At 68.7% G+C, this 16,617-nt stretch carries 17 protein-coding genes; 12 read left to right on the forward strand and 5 right to left on the reverse strand.

Annotated elements, in window-relative coordinates; all coding sequences use genetic code 11:
- On the reverse strand, positions 1-322 hold a 322-nt coding region (locus tag ON27_RS02955; RefSeq protein ID WP_043718933.1), incomplete at its 3' end, for a hypothetical protein.
- A 55-nt stretch (positions 323-377) separates the two neighbouring features.
- Positions 378-1,565 (reverse strand): FAD-dependent monooxygenase, encoded by a 1,188-nt coding sequence (locus tag ON27_RS02960; protein ID WP_043718935.1) that lies wholly within the window; start codon positions 1,563-1,565, stop codon positions 378-380.
- Between the two features lie 103 nt (positions 1,566-1,668).
- Between ON27_RS02960 and ON27_RS02965 the strand changes: the two genes are divergently transcribed.
- Positions 1,669-2,256 carry a TetR/AcrR family transcriptional regulator gene (locus ON27_RS02965; protein WP_043718938.1) on the forward strand — a complete coding sequence of 196 codons (588 nt, stop codon included), beginning with the start codon at positions 1,669-1,671 and terminating at the stop codon, positions 2,254-2,256.
- A gap of 247 nt (positions 2,257-2,503) precedes the next feature.
- Here ON27_RS02965 and ON27_RS02970 read toward each other — a convergent pair whose 3' ends face one another.
- Both ON27_RS02970 and ON27_RS02975 read right to left on the reverse strand, forming a co-directional pair.
- The gene (locus ON27_RS02970; protein ID WP_043718941.1) at positions 2,504-3,619 is read right to left on the reverse strand and encodes an acyl-CoA dehydrogenase family protein; all 1,116 of its coding nucleotides are present in this window, start codon (positions 3,617-3,619) and stop codon (positions 2,504-2,506) included.
- A gap of 20 nt (positions 3,620-3,639) precedes the next feature.
- Positions 3,640-4,833, reverse strand: coding sequence for an acyl-CoA dehydrogenase family protein (locus tag ON27_RS02975; protein WP_043718945.1), 1,194 nt, complete (start codon positions 4,831-4,833; stop codon positions 3,640-3,642).
- 161 nt (positions 4,834-4,994) lie between these two features.
- Between ON27_RS02975 and ON27_RS02980 the strand changes: the two genes are divergently transcribed.
- From ON27_RS02980 to ON27_RS03025, 10 genes are all read left to right on the forward strand, one after another.
- Positions 4,995-5,183: a ferredoxin gene (locus tag ON27_RS02980; RefSeq protein WP_043718947.1), complete on the forward strand. Its 189-nt coding sequence runs from the start codon at positions 4,995-4,997 to the stop codon at positions 5,181-5,183.
- A 43-nt stretch (positions 5,184-5,226) separates the two neighbouring features.
- Positions 5,227-6,129 carry a 3-oxoacyl-ACP reductase gene (locus tag ON27_RS02985; protein ID WP_043718949.1) on the forward strand — a complete coding sequence of 301 codons (903 nt, stop codon included), beginning with the start codon at positions 5,227-5,229 and terminating at the stop codon, positions 6,127-6,129.
- 290 nt (positions 6,130-6,419) lie between these two features.
- Positions 6,420-7,184 carry an MlaE family ABC transporter permease gene (locus ON27_RS02990; protein ID WP_040773462.1) on the forward strand — a complete coding sequence of 255 codons (765 nt, stop codon included), beginning with the start codon at positions 6,420-6,422 and terminating at the stop codon, positions 7,182-7,184.
- 4 nt (positions 7,185-7,188) lie between these two features.
- The gene (locus ON27_RS02995; RefSeq protein WP_043718954.1) at positions 7,189-8,040 is read left to right on the forward strand and encodes an MlaE family ABC transporter permease; all 852 of its coding nucleotides are present in this window, start codon (positions 7,189-7,191) and stop codon (positions 8,038-8,040) included.
- Between the two features lie 5 nt (positions 8,041-8,045).
- A complete protein-coding gene (locus ON27_RS03000; RefSeq protein ID WP_083887349.1) occupies positions 8,046-9,260 on the forward strand; it encodes an MCE family protein in 1,215 nt (404 codons plus the stop codon).
- Positions 9,257-10,285: an MCE family protein gene (locus tag ON27_RS03005; protein WP_043718956.1), complete on the forward strand. Its 1,029-nt coding sequence runs from the start codon at positions 9,257-9,259 to the stop codon at positions 10,283-10,285. Before ON27_RS03000 ends, ON27_RS03005 begins: the two co-directional genes overlap by 4 nt.
- Positions 10,282-11,343, forward strand: coding sequence for an MCE family protein (locus ON27_RS03010; RefSeq protein ID WP_043718958.1), 1,062 nt, complete (start codon positions 10,282-10,284; stop codon positions 11,341-11,343). Before ON27_RS03005 ends, ON27_RS03010 begins: the two co-directional genes overlap by 4 nt.
- Positions 11,344-11,410: 67 nt before the next feature.
- Positions 11,411-12,673 carry an MCE family protein gene (locus ON27_RS03015; protein WP_043718960.1) on the forward strand — a complete coding sequence of 421 codons (1,263 nt, stop codon included), beginning with the start codon at positions 11,411-11,413 and terminating at the stop codon, positions 12,671-12,673.
- Positions 12,670-13,923, forward strand: a complete 1,254-nt coding sequence (locus tag ON27_RS03020) for an MCE family protein (protein WP_043718962.1) — start codon at positions 12,670-12,672, stop codon at positions 13,921-13,923. Before ON27_RS03015 ends, ON27_RS03020 begins: the two co-directional genes overlap by 4 nt.
- The gene (locus tag ON27_RS03025) at positions 13,920-15,344 is read left to right on the forward strand and encodes an MCE family protein (RefSeq protein ID WP_043718964.1); all 1,425 of its coding nucleotides are present in this window, start codon (positions 13,920-13,922) and stop codon (positions 15,342-15,344) included. Before ON27_RS03020 ends, ON27_RS03025 begins: the two co-directional genes overlap by 4 nt.
- A 73-nt stretch (positions 15,345-15,417) precedes the next feature.
- Here ON27_RS03025 and ON27_RS42660 read toward each other — a convergent pair whose 3' ends face one another.
- Positions 15,418-15,933, reverse strand: coding sequence for a hypothetical protein (locus ON27_RS42660; RefSeq protein WP_157227071.1), 516 nt, complete (start codon positions 15,931-15,933; stop codon positions 15,418-15,420).
- Between ON27_RS42660 and ON27_RS42665 the strand changes: the two genes are divergently transcribed.
- Positions 15,932-16,489 carry an Rv1363c family protein gene (locus ON27_RS42665; RefSeq protein ID WP_157227072.1) on the forward strand — a complete coding sequence of 186 codons (558 nt, stop codon included), beginning with the start codon at positions 15,932-15,934 and terminating at the stop codon, positions 16,487-16,489. The two genes, ON27_RS42660 and ON27_RS42665, sit on opposite strands and share 2 nt — an antisense overlap.
- Positions 16,490-16,617: the final 128 nt, after the last annotated feature.

Here is a 16,617-nt window from a genome sequence, read left to right on the forward strand (position 1 = left end):
GTCCGGTGTCGGCACCGGCGATGAGTTGGTCCAGGAGTTCTCGCACCGCCTCGGTGCGACCGGTCTCCGGCAGCCACTTCAACCAGGGAAGTTCCTCCGCGAAAACCTCCTCTGCCAAGTCCCGGTTCGACCGGGCGATGATGGCGAGTGTGCGGGCGAGCAGCCGCGTCGCCGTCTCTTTGGCCTCGAATCGCTCGGATCGCGACAGCACCAGGTTTTCCGCGTCGCGGCGCTCCAAAATGACGTCGGCGTCGTCCAAGGCGGGGAACACCGAGGTCTGTTTCCGAATCAGGTCGCTGAAGGGGAAGCTCTTCGCCGTCATATAGCCATCCTACGCCAGTTCTGAAGTAGTTCAGTTCTTGTTGTGCCGCCGGGTATCAGCGGTTGGCGAGTTCGGCCAGTTGGTAGGCCAGGCGGTGGCGGAAGGCGGGGATGCGGGCCAGGGTGGTGAGGGTCAGGTTGCGCAGGGCGCGCGCGGGGCGCTGACGCAGGGTGGCCATCCGGGTCATGCGGTCGGTGAAGGAGACGACGCCGAGGGCGACCGGGCGGCGGGTGGCTTCGTAGTCGTCCAGCAGAGTGTCCGGCTCGCCCGCGAGAACACGCACCAGCAAGGGGCCGAGGGCGGCGGCGTCCTGAATGCCGGTGTTCATGCCCTGGCCGCCCGCGGGGCTGTGCACGTGGGCGGCGTCGCCGGCGAGCAGGATGCGCCCGCTGCGGTACCGGTCGGCGACCCGGTGGTGCACGCGGAAGCGCGAGCTCCACAGCACCTCGTGCACCCGCACCGCGCCGCCGGGGCCGCGTGCGTCCAAGAGGGCCTGGATGTCCTCGACGGTCGAGTGCTCGGGCGCCGAATCCAACGTCGCGACCACGCGGAAGCGGTTCGGCTCCTGCTCGTCGGGCAGCGGCGCGACCACGGTGACGCCCTCCGGTGAAAGGTGCAGCGCCACTTCGTCGCGCGCGATCGGCCAGTCCATACGCACGTCGGCCAGCACGAAGGATTCCGGGTAGGTGGCGCCGGTGAACCCGATGCCCGCTTGCTCGCGGACGACGCTGTGCATGCCGTCGGTCCCGATGACGTAGTCGGCGCGGAGGCTGCCGGGCGCGCCCGTGGCGTCGGTGTATTCGACGGTGACGCCCGCGTTCTCCTGGGTGACCCGGCTGACCGTGTAGGGCCGGTGCACGTCGCCACCCGCCTTGCGCAACCGCTTCAGCAGTACCGCCTCGGTGATGTCCTGCGGCGTCATCAAGGTGTACGGGTACCGCGTCGGAAGGCCGTCGAAGTCGATGGTGGCCAGGGTGCGGCCGCCGTCGTGAATGGTGAAGCGCGCGACGACATCACCCGTGGCGACCAGCTCCTCCGCGATGCCGAGGCCCTCCAGCACCTCCAGCGTCCTGGCGTGGACGACCGCGGCGCGCGAGGTGTTCGCGCCCTCGCTCAGCCGGTCCAGCAGGACGAAATCCACCCCCGCGTCGGCCAGCGTGATGGCGGCGGTGAGCCCGGCGGGACCCGCGCCCACGATCGCGACGGAGGTGGCGGCGGGCAGTGGGTTCGGCGTGGCGTTCATCGGAACTCCTCAAAATTCAACGCTTGTAGGCCAACGTTTGTTGGCACAACCGTAGCGCTACGCGGCCTGGAAAGTCAACATCTGTTGGCATACACTTGTTGGCATGACCGTCGAGCCTGATCAAGCCCCCGCCCGCCGCTCTGACGCGACACGTGCGGCGATTCTCGAGGCGGCCCGTGCGCGGTTCGCCGCCGAGGGTTTCCGCAAGGCGACCATCCGCGCCATCGCCGCCGACGCGGACATCGATCCGTCCATGGTCATGCGGTACTTCGGCAGTAAAGACGGGCTGTTCGCGGCCGCGGTCGACGTCCGGCTGGATCTGCCCGACCTCGCTTCCGCGGACCCGGACACGCTGGGTGAGCTGCTGGTGCGCCGCTTCTTCGAGGTCTGGGAGGAGCAGCCGAACAAAGAGGTGCTGTTGACCCTGCTGCGCTCATCGATCACCGACGAGGCCGTAGCCGAACGCATCCGGGCCATCTTCGCCGAGCAGATATTGCCCGCCGTCCTACGTTTCGGTGACCAGGCCGACGCCCCGCGCCGCGGCGGCCTGATCGTCACCCAGATCCTCGGTCTGGCCCTGTGTCGCTACGTCCTGCGCCTGCCCCCGGTGGTGGCCCTCACCCGCGACCAGATCATCGCCGAGGTAGGCCCCACCCTCCAGCGCTACCTGACCTCGATTCCGGCCGAATGAATCGCGGTACGTTCAAATGATGGCCGACCTCGACCCCTGCTGTCCCGCGCCGCGACGAGGCGGCCGCACCCGGCCGCGCGTTCGAGACTCCGGCGCGGATGTGACCGACTCGCACCGCACACCCTTCGACGACGCGGCCGACCGTGTATTGCAGGTCAGCGAGGAACTGAATCGGCGACTCGCCTGAGCACAACGCGATTCGGCCCGCATGGCATGACGCCGTGCGGGCCGAATCGCTCGAGCGCGGCTACGTGGCCAGCAGCGCGCCGAGGGCGCGCAGGTGGTCGGTGCCCGCGCCGAGGGCGAACTCGTTGTGCTTGGCGGCGGTGAAGTAGTTGTGCGCGATGTGGTCGCGGTCGATGCCGACGCCGCCGTGCACGTGGACGACGGTGTGCGCCACGCGGTGGCCGGCGTCGGCGGCCCAGAACTTGGCGGTGTGCACCGCCTCGGCCGCGGGGAGGTCCTCCGACAGCAGCCACGCCGCCTGGGTGACCGCCAGACGCAGGCCCTGGACGTCGATGTAGGCGTCGGCGAGCCGCTGTGCGACGGCTTGGAAACTGCCGACCGCCTTACCGAACTGCTCACGCTCCCTGGCGTACTCGGCGACCAGCTCGAGCGCCCGTTCCAGGGTGCCGAGCTGTGCGGCGCTCAGGCCCAGCCAGGCGCGAGTGAGCAGCCAGTCCAGGATGCGCGCGCCGTCGGCGAGTTCGCCGATCAATTCGGCGGGCGTATCGGTGAACTCGACCGCGAACTCCGGGCTGCGGTCGACGACCTGCTGCGCGGTCACCGTCGCGGCCGCGGGATCGACCAGGAACACCGCGGTCGTCCCGGACACCGTGGCGGGCACCAGGATTCGTTCGGCTCGGTTCGCGAAGGGCACGGTGGTCTTGGCGCCGGTCAGCCGCCAGCCGTCATCGGTCTCGACGGCGGTGGTGGTGGGCGTCGCGGGTTCCCAGTTGCGCTCCTCGGCCAGCGCGACGGTGAGGATGGCGCTGCCCGCGCCGGCCCGGGTGGCCAGCTCCTGTTGCGCCGCGTCGCCGAACCGCGCCAGCGCGCCCGCGCCGAGCACGATCGACCACAGGTACGGTACGGCCGCGAGGTGCTTGCCCAATTCCCGCAGGATGGCGGTCTGCTCGAGCGCGCCGAGGTCGCTGCCGCCGACCGACTCGGGCAGCGCCGCCGCAAGCACACCGGTCTCGGCCAGCGAGGTCCACAGCGGCTGGTCGAATCGCTCGATGTCGGCTCCCGCCTCGCCGCGGCTGCCGTCGAGTTCGCGCAGCCGGTCGGCGGTGACCAGTTTTCCGCACACCTCGCCGGTCAGCCGGCCGAGATCGAGTTGGGCTTCGGTGGGAGTGAAATCCATGGTGGTATCCCTGCTTTCGATCAGCGCGCCGCGGCAGGCTGCTTGAGGGCGGTCATGGCGATGATGTCGCGCTGCACCTCGTTGGTGCCGCCGCCGAAGGTGAGGATGAGCGCGGCGCGGTGCATCCGCTCCAGGCGTCCGCGCAGTTGCGCGCCGGGGGAGTCCTGGCGCAGGTACGCCTGCGGGCCGAGCACCTCCATGAGCAACCGGTAGGCCTCGGTGGCCAGTTCGGTGCCGTACACCTTGCACGCCGAGGCGTCCCACGGCCGCGGGGCCGCGTCGCCGCCCGCGTCGGCCCGGCTGGCGATCTCCCAGTTCAGCAGCTTGAGATATTCGACTTTGGCGTGCACCCTGGCCAGGTTGAGCTGCACCCATTCCCGGTCGATCACGCGGGAGCCGTCGCCGGCCTTGGTCTCGCTCGCCCACTCGACGGTCTGGCGCAGCGCCAGCGCCAGCGGCGCGGCCGAAGTGAGCGCGACGCGTTCGTGGTTGAGCTGGTTGGTGATCAGCGCCCAGCCGCCGTTCTCCTGGCCGACCAGCGCGCTCGCCGGCACGCGAACGTCCTGGTAGTACGTGGCGCTGGTGTCCGGCCCGGCCATGGTGTGCACGGGGGTCCAGGAGAAGCCGTCGGCGGTGGTCGGCACGATGAGCATGCTGATGCCCTTGTGCTTCTTGGCCGTCGGATCGGTGCGCACCGCCAGCCAGACGTAGTCGGCGTAGGCGATCAGGCTGGTCCACATCTTCTGCCCGTTGATCACGTAGTCGTCGCCGTCGCGCACCGCGGTGGTGCGCAGGCTGGCCAGGTCGGTGCCCGCCCCCGGCTCGGAGTAACCGATGGAGAAGTGCAGTTCACCGGCCGCGATCTTGGGCAGGAAGAACTTCTTCTGCTCCTCGCTGCCGTAGTGCATGATCGTGGGCGCGACCGAGTTGATGGTCAGGAACGGCACCGGCGCGCCCGCGATCGCGGCCTCGTCGGTGAAGATCAGCTGGTCCATGGTCGGGCGGTCCTGGCCGCCGTACTCCTTGGGCCAGCCCAGCGCGAGCCACCCGTCATGGCCCATCTGCTGGACTACCTCGCGGTAGACGTTGCCTTGCCCGTACTCGCCCGTCTGCGCGCTCAGGGCCTCCCTGCGTTCGGGGGTGATGAGCCGCGCGAAGTAGTCGCGCAGCTCCGCGCGCAGCTGCTCCTGTTGCGGCGTGTACGCAATGCGCATGGCAGAACTCCATCGGGGATGGTCAGGTGGATCGGGTTCCCCCGATCATTGCATATCGACTGAAACATGTTCCAGTATTGATACCGAATCCCCCCGATGACGCTCCGCGGGAGCGGCTCGGCTTGTTAGGCTTCGGCCGTAGCGGCGGTAAAGGAGTTGCCATGAAGATCAGTGTCGATCCGGACCAGTGCGAAGCGAATGGAATCTGTGTCGGAATCGCCCCCGACGTGTTCGAACTCGATGACGAGGACGTACTGCACATCGCGAACGCCGACGTGCCCTCCGATCGGCTCGCCGATGTCGAGGATGCCGTAGCGCAGTGCCCCAAGGCGGCGCTGCGGTTGCAGTGAACGACCCTTGCCGTAAGTTGGAACACGTTCTAGAGTCGGCCGCGTGAGCAATGATCTGAGCCTGGCGGGCCGAGTAGCGATCGTGACCGGCGGCGGCGCCGGACTTGGGCGGGCCGAGGCGCTCGCGCTGGCCGGGGCGGGCGCGTCGGTCGTGGTCAACGACCTCGCGGAGTCGGACGCGGTCGCCGACACGCTCGGTGAGATCCGGACGCTCGGCGCCAAGGCGGAGTTCGTCGCGGGCAGTATCGCCGAGCGCGCGACCGCCGACGCGCTGATCCGCACCGCGGAGGAGTCCTTCGGGTCGGTCGACATCGTGGTCAACAACGCGGGCATCACGCGCGACCGGATGCTGTTCAACATGTCCGACGAGGACTTCGACGCCGTGCTCGCGGTGCATCTGCGGGGACATTTCCTGTTGTCGCGCAACGCCGCCGCCTATTGGCGCGGCAAGTCGAAGCAGGCGGGCGCGCCGGTCTACGGCAGGCTGGTCAACACCTCGTCGGAAGCCGGGCTGCTCGGCCCGGAGGGGCAGGCCAACTACGGCGCCGCGAAGGCGGGCATCACCGCGCTGACCCTCTCGGCCGCGCGGGCGCTGTCCCGATACGGTGTGCGCGCCAACGCGATCGCGCCGCGTGCGCGTACCGCGATGACCGAGGCGGTGTTCAGCCCCGCTCCGGAGGGCGGGGTCGATCCGCTGTCGCCCGATCACGTGGCCCGGTTGGTCGCCTACCTGGCTTCGCCCGCGGCGGACGCCGTCAACGGGCAGTTGTTCATCGTCTACGGGGGGATGGTGGCGCTCATGGCGGCGCCGGTCGTCGAACGCCGGTTCGACGCGGACGCGGGGCAGTGGTCGGCCGAGGACCTGGCCGACACGCTGGGCGGCTACTTCGCCGACCGTCCGGACGGGCGGACCTTCTCGGCATCTTCGCTGATCGAGCTGGGGTGAGCGGCGGCGGCTTGCCGCGGATGCGCTACTGATCAACTGTCCAACTGTTGATCACGGGATCGGCGCTTGGTAGACATAGGGACGGGTTATGTCGCACCTCACAAAGGTGGGATCTTTACTCGATGACACCGGTTCCATTTTTATACGCCGATCTTTCGAAAAATTGCACTTCAAATGTGTGAAAAGTGCTACCGGCCACACGGTGAACATGTTCTAATCGTTCCGGCGGTGCGGCCACGGTTGATTCGCGCCGTGTGCTGTGTACGCCGGTTGAGCAAGGAGGATCGCGGATGAACGAGGTCCTTGCCGTGCCGTTGCGGGCCGTCGGTGGATTCTTCGAACTCACCGCCGATGTCGCACGCTCCAGCGTGCGCAGGCCCTTTCAATGGCGGGAGTTCATCGACCAGTCCTGGTTCATCGCGCGGGTCTCGATCGTGCCGACATTGCTGGTGGCCATTCCGTTCACCGTGCTGGTGAGCTTCACGCTGAACATACTGTTGCGCGAGATCGGCGCGGCCGACCTCAGCGGCGCGGGCGCGGCTTTCGGCGCGGTCACGCAGGTGGGGCCGATCGTCACGGTGCTCATCGTCGCGGGGGCGGGCGCCACCGCGATCTGCGCCGATCTGGGCGCGCGCACCATTCGCGAGGAAATCGACGCGATGCGGGTGCTGGGCATCAATCCGGTACACCGCCTGGTGGTGCCCCGAGTGCTCGCCTCGATGTTCGTCGCGCTGATGCTCAACAGCCTGGTGTGCACCATCGGCATAGTCGGCGGATTTCTGTTCTCGGTGTATCTGCAGGACGTGAACCCCGGCGCGTTCGTCAATGGCATCACGCTGCTCACCCATCTGCCCGAGCTGATCATTTCGGAGGTGAAAGCCGGGCTGTTCGGGCTGATCGCCGGACTGGTCGCCTGCTATCTGGGCCTGAATGTCAAAGGTGGACCCAAGAGTGTCGGTGATGCGGTGAATCAGACCGTAGTCTTCGCTTTTATGGCCCTGTTCGTCGTGAACGTGGTGGTCACCGCCGTCGGCATCAAGTTCACGGCGCGGTGACGCGATGGCCTTCGTAATCGAATCCCGCTTTCCCCGCACGGTCCGGCGAATGCGCCGGATGTCGGACTCGCTCGATTCGGTGGGCAAGCACGCGGTGTTCTACGCCCAGGCGCTCGGGTCCCTTCCGCGCGCGCTGCTGCACTATCGCACCGAGACCATCCGGCTGATCGCCGAGATCAGCATGGGCACCGGCGCGCTGGCGGTGATCGGCGGCACGGTGGTGATCGTCGGGTTCCTGACCCTCTTCGCGGGCGGCACCATCGCGGTGCAGGGTTACAGTTCGCTGGGCAATATCGGCGTCGAGGCGCTGACCGGCTTCTTCGCGGCGTTCATCAACGTGCGCATCGCGGCGCCGGTGATCTCCGGCATCGGCCTGGCCGCGACCATCGGGGCCGGCTCGACCGCGCAACTGGGCGCGATGCGGGTCGCCGAGGAGATCGACGCGCTGGAATCGATGGCGATCCGGCCGGTGCCCTACCTGGTCGGCACCCGCGTGCTCGCCGGGATGATCGCGATCATCCCGCTCTACGCGCTGGCGGTGATCGCCTCGTTCCTGGCCAGCCGGTTCGCCACCGTGGTGATCTATGGGCAGTCGGCGGGCGTCTACGACCACTATTTCTCCACGTTCCTCATCCCGACCGACATCCTGTGGTCGTTCGCCCAGGCGATCCTCATGTCCTTGGCGATCATGATGATCCACACCTACTACGGCTACAACGCCGCGGGCGGACCGGTCGGCGTGGGTGTCGCGGTGGGCAACGCGGTGCGGACCTCGCTGGTCGCGGTCGTCACGGTGACGCTGCTGGTCTCGCTGGCCATCTACGGCACCTCCGGCAACTTCCATCTCTCCGGATAAGCGACATGGCGGAATCGAAGCAAACGGAAAACCGCCTCGCGCAGGCGCTACACGGCGGGCTCGGCCTGAAACTGGCCGGGGCCGCGATGGTACTGGCGATGGTCGCCGTCGTCGCGGTCGCGATGATCATGTTCGTCGGCGGGTTCACGCCGACGGCGACCGTGACGGTCGACGCCCCGCGCAGCGGACTGGTCCTCGACCCGGACGCCAAGGTGAAGGTGCGCGGGGTGGAGATCGGGCGCGTCGCGTCCGTCGACCACACCGCCGAGGGCGCCAGACTGAAGCTGGACCTCGACCCGGACCTGTTGCGGTTGGTGCCGTCCAACGCGGACGTGGACATCAGGTCCACCACGGTGTTCGGCGCGAAGTACGTCAACTTCGTCGTCCCGCCACAGCCGTCGTCCACGCCGCTGCGGCCGGGCGCGACCCTGACCGCGCAGCGGGTGACCGTCGAGTTCAACACGCTGTTCCAGCATCTGTCCGACGTGCTCGCCAAGATCGAGCCGGAGAAGCTGAACGCGACGCTGTCGGCCCTGGGCACGGCGCTGCAGGGCCGTGGGGAGAAGCTGGGCGTACTGCTGGAGCAGAGCGACGCCTACCTGCGCGACATCAACCCGTATCTGCCCACGCTGCAACAGGATCTGGCGAAGACCGGTGCGGTCACCGACCTGTACGCGGACACGGTGAACGACCTGCTGCGCACGGTGGACAACTTCACCGTCACCAGTCAAACGCTGGACCAGGAACAGGACAGCCTGGACAACGTCCTGGTGAACCTGATCGGGCTGGCCGACACGACCGGTTCGGTATTGCGCGAGAACGAGAACCAGCTCGGCACGGCGCTGGATCTGCTGCGCCCGACCACGGGGCTGCTCGAGGAGTACGCGCCCGCGCTGTACTGCCTGATCGGCGGCCTGGGCAAGGCGCTGCCGATGGGTGAGGCGGTCTTCGGCGGCCTGCAGGAAGGCGTGGCGCTGAACACCGGCTTCATGTACGGCGCGAAGCCCTACACCTATCCGGAGGATCTGCCCAAGGTCAACGCGACCGGCGGCCCGCAATGCGCGGGCCTGCTGGACCGGGTGCCGGGCAGCCACGCCGACTACGTCGTCACCGACACCTCGGAGGGGCATGTGTACACGCCGTCGACGACGCTGACGGTCAACCCGCCTAAGGTTTTCCAGATCCTGTTCGCCGGACTGCCGGGGGTGCCGCGCCCGTGAAGAACACCGCGACCACCGTCAAGTTGGCCATCTTCACCCTCGTGATGGCGCTGATCTTCGCCGGCTTGGCGGTCGTGTTCAGCCAGATGCGCTTCGCGCGGGAGAACGGCTACCACGCCGTGTTCACCAGCTCGTCGGGCGTGCTGCCCGGGGCGAAAGTGCGCATCGCCGGCGTGCCGGTCGGCTCGGTCACCTCGGTAAAGGTGGGCAAGGACTACCTGGCGCACGTCGAGTTCGACGTCGACCGCAAGTATCGGCTGCTCACCAGCACCCGTGCGGCGATCAAATACGAGAACCTGGTCGGCGACCGCTATCTCGAGCTGTCCGAAGGGCCGGGCTCCAACCGCGTGCTGCAGCCCGGCGGCACCATCGTCAAGGAACAGACCGCGCCCGCGCTCGACCTGGACATGCTGCTCGGCGGTTTCCGGCCGCTGCTGCGCGGCCTGGACCCCGGCCAGGTGAACGACCTGACCAACGCGCTGTTGCAGATCTTCCAGGGCCAGGGCGGCACGCTGGTGTCGCTGCTCAACAGCGGCGGGTCCTTCGCCAAGACACTGGCCGACCGCGACGCGCTGATCGGCAGCGTGATCGACAACCTGAACGCGGTGCTGCAGACCATCGATCAGCGCGGCGACCAGTTCGCCACCACGATCGCCGAGTTGCAGCGGCTGATCAGCGGTCTGGCCGCCGACAAGGACCAGATCGGCGACGCGATCCCACGGATCGCCGGGGCCACCGGCGACCTCACCGGCCTGCTCGCCCAGGCCCGCCCCGATCTGCAGGGCACCATCGAGCAGACCGGACGCCTGGCCACGAATCTCGACGCCGGGTCGGACACGGTGCAGTGGGTCCTGGAGCGGCTGCCGTCGACCTATCGCCAGCTGATCCGCATCGGCTCCTACGGTTCCTTCCTCCAGCTCTACGTCTGCTCGACGAACTTCCTGGTGGACGGCCCGAACGGACAGACGATGAAGATCAACATGCCCGGGGCGCAGACGACCGGAAGGTGTGCGGACAACCGATGAACGAGCAGCGATCACCCGCCATCACCATCGGCATCGTCGGCCTCGTGCTCGCGGTGGCGGTGGCGCTGTCGGCACTGCAATTCGACCGGCTGCCGTTCATCCGCTCCGGCGCGACGTTCACCGCCTATTTCGCCGACGCGGGCGGCCTGCTCCCCGGCGACCCGGTCCAGGTCGCGGGCGTGCGGTCCGGGCGAGTCGAGAACGTCAGCCTGGACGGGGCGAAAGTGCTCGTCCGGTTCACCCTCGCCGAATCGATCGTGCTGGGCGAGAAGACCTCCGCGGCGATCAAGACGAACACGGTGCTCGGGCGCAAGTCGCTGGAGGTCTCGCCGTCCGGCCCCGGAGCGCTGCGCACCGACGACACCATCCCGCTCGAGCGCACCACCTCGCCCTATTCGCTCAACGAGGCATTGAGCGACCTGGCGGGCACGGTGCACGAGCTGGACATGGCCCGGGTCGACCAGACCCTCGACGTGCTCTCGGAGACGTTCGCCGACACACCGGCGCCGCTGCGCTCGGCGCTGGACGGCGTCACCGCGCTCTCCCGCAGCATCAACGCGCGCGACCAGGCGCTGACGGATCTGCTGAAGCGGGCGCAGAGCGTCACGAAGATCCTCGCCGACCGGGGCAACCAGATCAACGCGCTGCTGCTGGACGGCAACGAGCTGCTCGGTGAGCTGGACCGGAGGCGCACCGCGCTGGGACAGCTGATCGTCTACGTCAACGGGCTGGCCCAGCAACTGTCCGGGCTGGTCGCCGACAACGAGGCCCAGCTGAAACCGGCGCTGGACAAGCTGAATTCGGTCGTGGCGCTGTTGCAGCGGAACAAGCAGAACATCGCCGACGCACTGGACGGGCTCGGTCCGTTCGCCGCCGCCCTCGGCGAACAGGTCGGCAGCGGCCCCTACTTCCAGGCGTACGTGATCAACGCGAGCACCAAAGTGCTGCAACCGCTGGTGGACGCGCTGGTGTGGCCGCAGCACCTGCCGAACGATCTGCAGAGCTACCTCACGCCGCCCCCGTCGATCGAACCCGCGATTCAGGAGCCGCCGCGATGAGCGAGCGAACCGACAACACAGCCGCCCGCGCGAGCACGCCGGAGCACAGCGTCAGCGAGGCCCGGGCATGAACGTCATACGGAAACTGCCCCGCTGGGCGCTGATCCTGGCCGGAGTGGTCGTCGCGGCCCTCGTGGTCGCCGTCGCGTGGACGGGCCTGTCCCGGATCGGAACCACCAAGGTCACCGCGTATTTCCCGTCGACGTCCGGCCTGTACGCGGGCGACGACGTGCGGGTGCTCGGCGTCAAGGTCGGGCGGATCGACGACATCGAACCCGGCGCCGACCGGGTGAAGGTGACGATGACCCTCGATCGCGGCATTGACGTGCCCGCCGATCCGAAGGCGGTGATCATCTCGCCTTCGCTGGTCTCGGCGCGCTTCATCCAGCTCGCGCCCGCCTACACCGGCGGCCCGAAACTGGCCGACGACAGCGTGATCCCGCTCGAGCACACCGCGGTGCCGGTCGAATGGGACGACATCAAGGCGGAACTGTCCAAGCTGGCCACCGCGCTCGGCCCGGTCGGCGACGACAAGCAGGGATCGTTCGGCCGCTTCGTGGACACCGCCGCCGACAACCTCGACGGCAACGGACAGCGGTTCCGCGACACCCTGCGGGAGCTGTCGGCCACGCTGAGCACGCTGTCCGACGGCCGCACCGACCTGTTCGGCACCGTGCGCAATCTGCAGAAATTCGTCGAGGTGCTGTCGGCCAGCAACGAGCAGATCGTGCAGTTCGGCGGACGGCTGGCGTCGGTGTCCTCGGTGCTGGCCGGGGTCTCCAACGACCTCGGGGCGGGACTGGACAACCTGGACGCGGCGATCGTCGACGTGCGCCGGTTCATCGACGGCAGCGGCGCCGAGCTCACCGAGGGCGTGCAGCGGCTGGCCGACGCCACCCAGGTGCTGGCCGACAAGCGGCCCGAACTGGAACGAGTCCTGCACTCCGGCCCGACCGCGCTGGTGAACTTCTACCAGATCTACAAACCGGCCCAAGGCACCCTCACCGGCGCGATCGCGCTGAACAACCCCGCCGACCCGCTCGGTTTCCTCTGTGGGTCGGTGCGCGCGCTGGAGACCAACGACTCCGATCGCAGCGCCGACCTCTGCGCGCAGTACCTCGCGCCGGTGATCAACAGCCTGAGCATGAACTACGTGCCCATCATGACCAACCCGGCCAGCGGCGTGACCGCGTTCCCCGATCAGCTCGTGTACACCGATCCCAGCCTGGCCGGGCAGGTGGCGAACCAGACTCCGGCGCAGCCGCAACCCGCGCCGGTGAGCGTGCCCGACGGCATCGCCGGACTGGCCATCCCGGGAGGAGTGCGATGACGCCGACGCGGCGGATGCGCCGCACCGCCGTTGTCGCGGTGGGGCTGGCGGTGGCGCTCGGCGTCTCCGGCTGTCAGTGGGACGGACTGAACTCGCTGCCGATGCCCGGCACCGAGGGGACCGCGCCCGGCTCCTATCAGGTGCGCGTCCAGATGCCGAACGTGACCACGCTGACCCGGAATTCACCGGTGCGGGTGCACGACGTGACCGTGGGCACGGTGTCGAAGATCGAGGTGGAGGACTGGCACGCGCTGGTCACCGTCACGCTGAACCCGGACGTGCGGCTGCCCGCGAACGCCGTCGCCAAGATCGGGCAGACCAGTCTGCTCGGGTCCAACCATCTCGAACTCGCCGCACCGGCGGACCAGGCTCCCGAAGGGGAGCTGAAGGCGGGCGACGTCATCCCGCTGGCACGAGCGGGGATCTTCCCGACCACCGAGCAGGTGCTGTCCTCGCTGTCGGTGGTGCTCAACGGCGGCGGCGTGGCGCAGCTGGAAACCATCACCCGGGAGTTGAATTCCGCGCTCACCGGCCGGGAGGAGGCCATTCGGGATCTGCTGCCGCAGCTGAACGAACTCACCACCAACCTGGACCGCCAGACCGCTGACATCATCGCCGCGATGAGCGGGCTGGACCGGCTCGGCGGTCAACTGGCCGAGCAGCGTGACGTGGTGGCGGCGGCCATCGAGCAGATCCATCCGGCGCTGACCGTGCTGGCCGACCGCAGAGCGAACATCACCAGGGCGCTCACTGCGCTGGGCGAACTCAGCGACGTCGTCCGGCGCATCGTCGCCGCCAGCGGCGAGGACCTGAAAGCCAACCTGGACAGCCTGGTGCCCGCCCTGAAGGCGCTGTCGGACACCGGCAACAACCTCACCGAGGCGCTGAAGATCCTGGCCACCTTCCCGTTCCCGATGAAGAACCTGGATCACGCCATCAAGGGCGACTACCTGAATCTGTTCATGACCGTGGACATCACCGGACGCAGGCTGGACTCGAACTTCCTCACCGGAACCCCGCTGGGCGGACGGTTCGGCGGCGTGGAAGGCGCGCTCGGCAGCTTCGCGCCGGACACGGCCGCGCAGAACGGAGATCCGGCCACCGGTCCGTTGCAGCCGCCGCCTGCGGAGCCGAGTCAGCCCGCCCCGACCATTCCCGGGTTGCCGCCGATCCCCGGCCTGCCCGCCATACCCGGGCTGACCGTGCCCATGCCGGGCAATACCGCGCCGCAAGGGGGTCCGGGACAGTGACGCTCACCCGTTTCGTTCGTACCCAGCTGATCATCTTCTCCGTGCTCACGGTGATCGGCCTGGTGGTCATGGGCGGCACATATGTGAAGCTGCCCGCGATGTTCGGCATCGGCCGCTACGAGGTCACGGTGCAGCTGGCCGCGACCGGGGGGCTCTACCCGACGGCCAACGTCACCTATCGCGGCACGAATGTCGGCGTGGTGAAGGAGGTCCGGCTCACGCCCGTCGGCGTCGACGCGAAACTGTCCATCGGCAGCGACTACAAGATCCCCTCCGACGTCGACGCGTGGGTGCGCAGCGTCTCCGCGGTCGGCGAGCAGTACGTGGACCTGGTGCCCGCCGAGAAGCGCACGGGCGGGAATCTGCGCGACGGCAGCGTGATCCCGGTGGAGCGCACCAAGCTGCCGCAAGACGTCGGCACGCTGCTCGACCAAGCCGACCGGTTGCTGTCGAGCGTCGCGGACACCAGGCTGCGGCAGGTCATCGATGAGGCGTTCCTCGCTTTCAACGGCGCCGGACCGGACCTGCAGCGGTTCATCGACTCCGCGTCGTTGCTCGTGCAGGAGGCGCAGGCCAACGCGGAACCCACCAAAGAGCTGCTCGACCAGATCGGCCCGCTGCTGGACACCCAGACCCGCTCGGATGCCGCGATCCGTTCCTGGACCGCGGATCTGGCCACCGTCACCGATCAGCTGCGCGGCCACGACCCGGCACTGCGCGGCGTGCTGCGCGAGGGCCCGTCGGCCATGCAGCGGGTGACCAACCTGTTCGACGATCTGCGTCCGACGCTGCCGCTGCTGCTGTCCAACCTGGTCAGTGTCGGTCAGGTCGCGGTCACCTACAACGCCGGGCTGGAACAGATCCTGGTGATCTACCCGCCACTGGTCGCCGCGCTGCTGACCGCGGTTCGCGGGCCACTCGAATACGGCGCCCTGGTCGACTTCATGGCGTTGGTCAACGACCCGCCCGCGTGCACCACCGGTTTCCTCCCGCCGGACCAGCGGCGCTCGCCGAGCTTGTACGACACCCCGGATACCCCACCGGGCCTGTACTGCAAGGTGCCGCAGGACGCTCCCGAGGCGGTGCGCGGCATCCGCAACACACCGTGCGCCGAGGTGCCCGGTGTGCGCGCCCCGACGCCGGAACTGTGCCGGACCGGATACGTTCCGTTAGGCGACAACCCGCCGTTCGGGCCGCCGCAACCGGTCGCGCCCGCGGCGGCGCCCCTGGACGAGCCGCCGACCGTCGCACCGGCGAGTTACGGCGGTGGCACTCCAGCCGCCGCGCGAGCGTACGACCCGGACACCGGCGTGTACATCGGCCCCGACGGGCGGACATACCGGCAGGGCGATATCGGACCGGGCGGTTCGGGCACGGTACCGTCGAGCTGGCAGGCGATGCTCGAGGAGCAACAACGATGAGTGAGAGCAACGGAGCAGGTCACCGCTCGCGACGGCGTGCGATGCGTTCGGCCGGGCCGCCCCCGGTCGAGGACTACGCGACCTCCGCCGACGCGCGGAACGCGACCGACACAACCGCGAAGGTCGCTGCCGTCGACGAATCGGAGGCCGCGGCTGGCACCGGCGGGAAGGCCGCGTCTGCCGGTGATGCGAAGGCTGCGGCTGCCACCGGTGCGGCCGCGTCTTCCGGTGACGGGAAGGTTGCGGCTGCCACTGGCGCGAAGACCGCCAACTCTGCCGACGCGAGGAACGCGACCGACACAACCGCGAAGGCCGCAGTCGCCGGTGATGCGAAGGCTGGGGCTGCCAGTGACGCGAAGGTTGCGGCTGCCACCGGCACGAAGTCTCCGTCCGCTGATGATGCGGAGATCGCGGCCGGTACCGGCGCGAAGTCTTCGACCGCCGACGATGCGACGATCGCCGCTGCCCGTGCGACCGCAACCGCCGTCACGGACGACAAGCCGAGTTCTGCCGACGCCGAGTCGAAGACCCCGGGCGCACCGGCTACGGACGACGCGACCGCCGACGCGGGCAAGGCGACGGTCGCCATGACGAAAGCCGGTGCCGAGTCCGCCTCCGACGCGCCGCCTACCGAGCAGAAACCCGCCCCTGGCAAGGGGCGTGGCGTCCCGCGCATCCTCGCGACGGCAGCCGCCGCGCTGCTGGTCGTCGCGCTCGTGTGCGGCGCGGCGCTCTCGGTGCTCGCGATGCGCTCGACGCACGAACGCGACGAGCGCCGCGCGGAATACGTGGAGACCGCCCGGCAGGCGATCGTCAACTTGACCACGATCCGCGCCGATTCGGCCAAGCAGGACATCGACCGGATCCTGTCGCTGGCCTCCGGTGAGTTCAAGACCGAGTTCGACGGCCGGGTCGATCCGTTCACCAGCATCGTGCAGCAGGCCAAGGTGGTCTCCACCGGCGAGATCGTGGAGGCCGCGCTGGAGAGCGACGACGAATCCTCCGGCCGGGTCCTGATCGCCGCCAAGCAGTCGCTGACCAACGCGGGCCAGACCGAGCCGCAGACCAGGTATTACCGGTTCCGGGTCACCGTGTCGCGCGGGGATTCGGGGCTGACGGTCTCCGACGTGGAGTTCGTGGCATGAACGGTCAGGCCTGGAGGCGGCAGCGGAGCGTGACCACGGAAGGCCCCGTTCGTGCCGGAGAGGGCAGAGCATGAACGGTCAGGCCTGGAGGCGGCAGCGGAGCGTGACCACGGAAGGCCCCGTTCGTG

Source organism: Nocardia asiatica NBRC 100129 (genome assembly GCF_000308415.1).
Classification (GTDB): Bacteria; Actinomycetota; Actinomycetes; order Mycobacteriales; family Mycobacteriaceae; genus Nocardia; species Nocardia asiatica.